The organism is Nocardiopsis sp. JB363 (genome assembly GCF_900143625.1).
Classification (GTDB): Bacteria; Actinomycetota; Actinomycetes; order Streptosporangiales; family Streptosporangiaceae; genus Nocardiopsis.
Genome location: NZ_FRFF01000099.1, coordinates 1 through 6,626, shown reverse-complemented (window position 1 = coordinate 6,626; position 6,626 = coordinate 1). Strand labels below are relative to the sequence as shown.

Here is a 6,626-nt window from a genome sequence, read left to right as displayed (position 1 = left end):
CGCCGCCCCCGCGGGCCCCCTCGATCCCGGCCGCGGAGCGTCGCCCCCGGCGCAGGTGGTTCTTCCTCAGCCCGCTCATCCCCTTCGTCTTCCTCGGCACCGGGTTGCTGCTCTTCCAGCTGTTCGCCGGTGGGGCGTCCGATACCGACGAGAGCCCGGACCTCGTCTCCGACGTGGTGGAGGGGCGCGGGTCCACCGAGTTCTACATCCCGCCCGAAGACGTCGGAGAGCTCGGCCTGTACTCCTCCCCCTCCGAACTCCACGTGGGGAACTGCGCCATCGACGGTCCCGGGTACCCCCGGATCACCGAACGCGAGGTCGGCCACCGCTGGGACGACTGGCGACTGGAGTACTCGGTGGACGTCCGCACATCGGGCCTCTATACACTGACCTGCGAAGGAGCCCTCGAACAGTCGCACGTGATCGCGGAGACCCGCACCGCCCACGACGCCGATCGGCGGGGCATGTTCCTGGCGTTGACCATCTTCGGGACCATCTTCCTCGGAGTCGTCACGATGATCGCGACGCTCATCACCCTCGCGATCCGGAGGGCGAACTACCCGAAGCGCATGGCGCGACGGGCACGCGGGGCGGCCGGCCGAAACGGTTGACCTGGTTCGTGCAACGAAGTCCGACCGGCGCGCGTCTCAACGAACAACCGCCGGCGGACCGCCCACCGGCGCTTTCACCCCGGTCGAGGTAGAACTGCGATGAGCCATCCCCCGCCTTACGGTCAGCCCGGCCCCTACGGTCGCCCGAACATCCACGTCGACGCGCGCGAGATCAAACCGGGGAGGGCCTGGTTCGTCATCGGCGTGCTGGTCATCGTCGGTGGCTTCGTCACGGCGATCATGGGTTTCGTGTTCTCCCTGGTCTCCACGGTGAGCATCGCCGACTTCGAGGCCCGAGTGACCTCGGGTCAGGAGAGCGCGTTCACCGTGGAGGACCCCGGGTTCCAACTCGGTCTGTACTCGTCCTCGGGCGGTAACGGGCAAGCGTGCGTCCTGACGCTGCCCGACGGTACCGAGTCCGGCTTCGACAGCCCGGGGTACAGCCACAACGTCGACAGTGGCGCCGAGAGCTGGTCCCTGGTGGGGACACAGGAGATCAGCGAGGCCGGCGAGTACACGCTGTCCTGTTCCGACGCCTCCACCACCACCGAGTTCGCGGTGACGAACAACGGGGACGGTGGCGTAGAGATCGTGCGAGGCGTGGGTTCGACCCTCTTGTGGGCGCTCGTCCCGTCCGTCCTGGGCCTGGTGCTCGGACTGACGATCATCATCACCACGGCGGTGCGACGCGGCCGGTTCCAGCGTCGCCTGATCGCCGAACGCCAGCGCCAGTACTACGGTCACGGGCCCCAGTAGGAAACACCCGCTCGCGCCGCGCACACCTTCGCGTCCACATCCCCCGGGAGCGCCCGTGACCGCCGATGTTCCGTCCTTTCCTCCCCTGAAGCCCCGCGATCCCGCCGATATCGGCGGATACCGGACCGTGGGTCGACTCGGTGCCGGAGGCATGGGCGCCGTGTACGCGGCCCGGTCCCCCGCCGGTGAGTTGGTCGCCGTCAAGCTCGTCCATGGCGACCTCGCCGCCGACCCCGACTTCCGTGCGCGGTTCCGCCGTGAAGCCGACCTGGTCGGACGGGTCGTCGGCCCGTGTGTACCGAGGTTCCTGGCCCAGGACACCGACGCGGACCAACCCTGGTTGGTCACCGAGTACGTGTCGGGGCCGACCCTGCGCCAACACGTCCGCGAACACGGCCCCCTCAGCGGGGCGCCCCTGCACGCCTTCGCGACCGGAATCGCCGAGGCGTTGCGCGCCATCCACGCCGCCGGGATCGTGCACCGCGACCTCAAGCCCGGCAACGTCATCCTCGCCCCCGACGGCCCCAAGGTGCTGGACTTCGGCATCGCCCGGGCCATCGACGAAACCGCCATCACCAGTACAGGTGGACTGTTCGGCACCCCGGGTTGGGTCGCCCCCGAACTTCTGAGGGGCAGCCCGCCCTCCGTCGCCGCGGACGTCTTCGCGTGGGGTGGGCTGGTCGCCTACGCCGCCACCGGACGCTCCCCCTTCGGGACGGGATCGGCCGAGACGATGGCCGTTCGCGTACTGGACGGAGAACCGGATCTGGCGGGGGTGCCCGAAGCACTGATGCCGCTGGTGCGGGCCGCGACCGGGCAGGACCCGAACCGAAGGCCCACCGTGGAGCAGGCGCTCGCGGAACTACTCTGCGCGGACCAGGCCACGGTGGTCGGTCCGGGACCGGAGGCCACCGAACTCGTCACCCGAGTGCTGCGGGAGGGGTGGGAGGCACCGCCCCCGCCCACCGTGTTCACCGGGGATCCGGCCCCGCGTCGACGTCCGAGGCGGCGTCGACCCTGGCTGCCGGCGGGAGCCGCCGTGTCCGCGCTGGTGTTGGTGGCGGCGGGCGTGTGGGTGGCCGGTGACCGGTTCGCGGAGGAGCCCGTGGAGACCGGGGAGACCGGGGAAGTGGCGGATGCGGGGGCGGTCGAGCAGGGGGTGGGCGAACAGGTGGCGGTCGAGATCGCCTCGAACGGTCTGTTCATGGTGCACGCCGATCCCAACGGAACCCTCGACATCACCCCCGGGTTCGACGGGGCCGGTTCCGCCCTCCCGGAAGGGGTGGACCGGGCCGAGTCCGTGGTGGCGAGCGTCAACGTCGGCACCGTGTTCGCCGACGTCCAAGAGCAGAGCGGTGTCCAGGTGTTCGGTGAGCTGGAGTATCTGGCCGAGGAGGGTGAGTTCACCCTGCGGGCCGGCGACCTCGGCCTCCTCGAAGTGGGCGATGACTGGGATCCGCTGCCCGACGATCCCACCGCCGACGGACGTCCCGCGCACACCGCCGACCCCGACGACGTACTCGTCACCGTCTCCCCGGACTCACCCGACGCGGAGTTCGCCGTGGACTTCGCCGACGCCCCGCAGAGCGGACTGCTGACCTACCTGCCGGCCGCGAACGCCCTCGGAGGCGAGGCCGAGGTCGCCGGTGTCTACACCTGCTACATGAACTGGCACCCCTACCCTCCGGTCGACATGACCGATGAGGAGTACGTGCCCTGTCCCGCGGAGCGACCCGAATGAGCGGCCACACCACCACGGTGTTCTCCCCGTTGCGCCCCGACGACCCGGAGACCGTCGGCGGCATGCGCGTCGTCGGCCGGATCGGTACCGGCGGCATGGGAACCGTCTACGCCGGGATCGGGCGGCGTGGCGAGTACACGGCGATCAAGGTCATCCGTGAGGAACTGACCGAGGACCCCGGGCTGCGCGAACGGTTCACCCGGGAGATTCGTCTGCTCGGGCGGGTCGAGAGCCGTTGTGTGCCCGCGCTGCTCGGGTCCGGTCGGGACGGTGGCGTGCCATGGCTGGTCACCGAGTTCGTGCCCGGGCTCTCACTCTCCGCCCACGTGCGAGAACACGGGCCACTGCCGCCGAACCTGCTGCGCGGGACGGCCGCCGGGATCGCCGAGGCCCTGGTCGCCGCGCACACCGCCGGGATCGTGCACCGCGACCTCAAGCCCGGCAACGTCATCCTCGCCCCCGACGGCCCCAAGGTGCTGGACTTCGGCATCGCCCGGGCCATCGACGAAACCGCCCTGACCCGCACCGGTGGGCTCGTGGGCACACCCGGGTGGATCGCCCCCGAGGTGCTGCGGGGAGCGGCAGCCACACCCGCCGCCGACCTGTTCGGCTGGGGTGCGCTGGTGGCCTTCGCGGCGACCGGTCGGCCGCCCTTCGGCTCGGGTTCCACCGATTCCCTGGCCCACCGGGTTCTGGACCGGGCGCCCGATCTGGCCGGGGTCCCCGAACCCCTGTTGCCCCTGGTGACCGCGGCACTGGACAAGGATCCCGCGCGCAGGCCCACCGCGGCGTGGATCACGGCGGCGCTGACCGGCCACCCCGGTGGGGAAGGGACGTCGGCCGCGGTGGGCGCGCTCCTGGACCGGGAGTGGCGGGGGGTCCGTGCGGAGATTCCGACGCCACCGGCTCGACGCACGCCTCGGACACTGCTCGCGGCCGGCGCGGCCGTGCTCGTGCTCGGTGCCGCGGGCGGTGGTCTGCTGGCCGCACGGGCACTCACCGATGACGGGCAGGAGGGTGGCGGGGAGCGCACGACCGTGGGCGCGCAGGCGGCCGAGACCGGAGAGGGGACGGAGGTAGACGGAGAAGCGTCCCAGGAACCCGAGTGGGACCCGCCCGAGCCGACCCCCTTCGGTATCAACGCCGAGTGGGAGGCCCAGACGTTCGTCTCCCCCGACGGGTACACGACGTTCCAGGTGACCCCGGACCAGTTCCAGACGCTCACCTACGTGTCCGTGACCTCGGTGGAGGAGGTGTCCGAGGGGGTGCGGTTCTCCGTGAGCGTGCTCAACCTGGTGGACGGGCACGACGTTCCCGCGATGCTCACCGTCACCACCCCGGAGACTCCGCTCGCGCCGCTGGAATCACCCGGGCCGGTGGAGATCGACGACGAACTCGACCTGACCTTCCCCGACGCCCCCGGCCAGGGACAACTCACCTTCGCCGACGCCGACTTCGCCTCAGGTGTGTCCGGTTTCCCGCCGGTGAGCCTCTGTTACGACGCCCCCGCCGGCACCTTGTCCCCCGATGCGGAGGATTGCGCCTAGGGTTCCGCCACGGGGTAAGGGGAGACGGCGCCGACGTTCTCGTTGACCAGCAACGCCCGGCCGGCCGGCGGAAAGGCCCGCTGTGGGCAGGCCGGGCGTTCGCAGACCTTGCAGCCCAGACCGATCGGGGTGGCGGCCGACGGGTCCTCCAGGTTCAGACCGGTGGAGTACACGAGCCGGTGGGCGTGCCGAAGCTCGCAGCCCAGGCCCACCGCGAAGGTCTTTCCGGGTGCCCCGTAGCCCCCGTACCCCCGGGCGACGGTGCGCGCGACCCAGAAGTAGGTGCGCCCGTCGGGCATCTGCGCGATCTGCCGTTGGAGGACTCCCGGCGCGGAGAACGCCGCGTAGACGTTCCACAACGGGCAGGTTCCACCCGAGCGGGAGAAGTGGAAGCCGGTGGCGGACTGGCGTTTGGACATGTTGCCCGCCCGGTCCACCCGTACGAACGAGAACGGGACGCCCTTCAGGCCGGGGCGCTGCAACGTGGACAGGCGGTGGCAGACCGTCTCGAAGCCCACCCCGAACCGGTCGGCGAGCAGTTCGACGTCGTAGCGTTCCCGTTCGGCGGTCTCCCGGAAGGCCCGGTAGGGCAGGACGAACGCGCCCGCGAAATAGTTGGCCAGGCCGATGCGCGCCAGTCGGACCGCTTGCTCGGTGGTGAGCTCCTCGCCTTGGGTGAGTTCGTCCAAGAGATCGCCGTGCTCCAGGAAGGCGAGCTGGGTGCCGAGCTGGAAGGCCCGTTGGCCCGGACCCAGGTGCGCGGCCAACGACAACACGCGCCGTTCGGGGTCGAAGGTCCGGTTCCGGGAGGGTTGGTCGACGGTCTCCACCCGCACCCCGTGACGTTCGGCCAAGAGTCGGGCGAGGACCAGGTGCGCCTTGCCCGGCTCGGCGCCTTCCCGGCGGGCCAGTCCCTCGGCGAGCTCGTCCAGTTCGCCGATGTAGTTGTGGCGTTCGTAGAAGAAGTCCCGGACCTGTTCGTAGGCCATCGGGGTGAGGGAGGAAGCGCCCCCATCACGACCCTCCGCCAGCGCGGCGGCCTGGCCGGCGACGTCCCGGTACCGGCGGTGCAGGTCCACGAGGGCTCGGGCGACCGAGGGCATGGCGGAGGCGAGTTCGTCGAGCTCCTCGGAGCCGACCTGGTCCCCGGTGGGGACGTCGGTGAGCGCTTCACGGAGTTCGGCGATGAGCCGCGACGTGTCCCCGGTCGCGAAGAAGCTCGGGTCCACACCGAATGCTTCGGTGATGCGCAGGAGGACGGGGACGCTGAGCGGGCGCTGGTTGTGCTCCATCTGGTTGAGGTAACCAGCGGAGATGCTCAGCTCCCGGGCGAGTTCGGACTGTTTGAGGGAGTGCTCCTGCCGCAGCCTGCGCAGCCGGGGACCCGCGAACACCTTGCGCACCGTGGCCTCCTCACGTCTCCGCGGTTCTGGCGGTTCCGGCAGTTCCCGCAGTTCTCGTCCGTGGTTTCCGTGGGTTCCGTAGTTTCCGCCAGGCTAACCCGAAGGTGTCCGTCCAAGCGTTAGCAGTCTTAGCAAGAGCCGGCGGTGGCCTTAGCCGTTCTCAGCAGGGGTGGGTTCGAGTTATCCACAGGTGGGTGAGGGAGGGGTGGCGGTAGGTGGGTGGATTGGTGTCTTCTCGTATTGGGGGAGCCTTTGGTTCCGCCGGTTTCGTGCTGCCTGGGGGCAGATGCGCGGTGTCGGGTGTGTTGGTGGTGCGCCTGAGGGGGTGTTCCTGCTGGCTGTTGGGCGGGGTTGCGGTGGGTATGTGGTGCGCCTCGGGTCTCGTGCCCTGAGGCTGTCGGGCGGGGTTTGGGTGGTCTCCCCCTTCCCCGCCGCGTGATTGTGGCCGTCTCCGCTACGCGCGTCAAGGTCGTCGCTGGGGCGGCTTCGCCGAGAGAGCGCTCCACCTTGACCCAATGCCGCTAAGTTTGTGGGATCTTCGCTGGTCAGTCGGCCTGGGGTGGAAATC

At 70.3% G+C, this 6,626-nt stretch carries 4 protein-coding genes and 1 pseudogene; 4 read left to right on the top strand and 1 reads right to left on the bottom strand.

Features of this window, described 5'->3' with window-relative positions; translation table 11 throughout:
* The 4 genes and pseudogenes from BQ8420_RS31950 to BQ8420_RS14575 all read left to right on the top strand — a co-directional run.
* A pseudogene (locus BQ8420_RS31950) lies at positions 1-611 on the top strand (hypothetical protein); the annotation flags it as partial.
* Positions 612-710: 99 nt separating this feature from the next.
* Positions 711-1,367, top strand: coding sequence for a hypothetical protein (locus tag BQ8420_RS14585; protein ID WP_087099393.1), 657 nt, complete (start codon positions 711-713; stop codon positions 1,365-1,367).
* Positions 1,368-1,422: 55 nt separating this feature from the next.
* Positions 1,423-3,108, top strand: coding sequence for a serine/threonine-protein kinase (locus tag BQ8420_RS14580; RefSeq protein ID WP_087099390.1), 1,686 nt, complete (start codon positions 1,423-1,425; stop codon positions 3,106-3,108).
* A complete protein-coding gene (locus tag BQ8420_RS14575) occupies positions 3,105-4,655 on the top strand; it encodes a serine/threonine-protein kinase (protein ID WP_087099388.1) in 1,551 nt (516 codons plus the stop codon). Before BQ8420_RS14580 ends, BQ8420_RS14575 begins: the two co-directional genes overlap by 4 nt.
* On the opposite strand, the gene BQ8420_RS14570 is transcribed toward BQ8420_RS14575, so the two are convergent.
* Positions 4,652-6,058, bottom strand: a complete 1,407-nt coding sequence (locus BQ8420_RS14570) for a short-chain fatty acyl-CoA regulator family protein (protein ID WP_087099386.1) — start codon at positions 6,056-6,058, stop codon at positions 4,652-4,654. The genes BQ8420_RS14575 and BQ8420_RS14570 overlap by 4 nt on opposite strands.
* Between the last annotated feature and the right edge of the window lie 568 nt (positions 6,059-6,626).

What these genes read in the sequence shown, in the direction of transcription:
- BQ8420_RS14575 (WP_087099388.1), top strand. Translation starts at nt 3,105, where the DNA reads ATGAGCGGCCACACCACCACGGTGTTCTCCCCGTTGCGCCCCGACGAC.
- BQ8420_RS14585 (WP_087099393.1), top strand. Translation starts at nt 711, where the DNA reads ATGAGCCATCCCCCGCCTTACGGTCAGCCCGGCCCCTACGGTCGCCCG.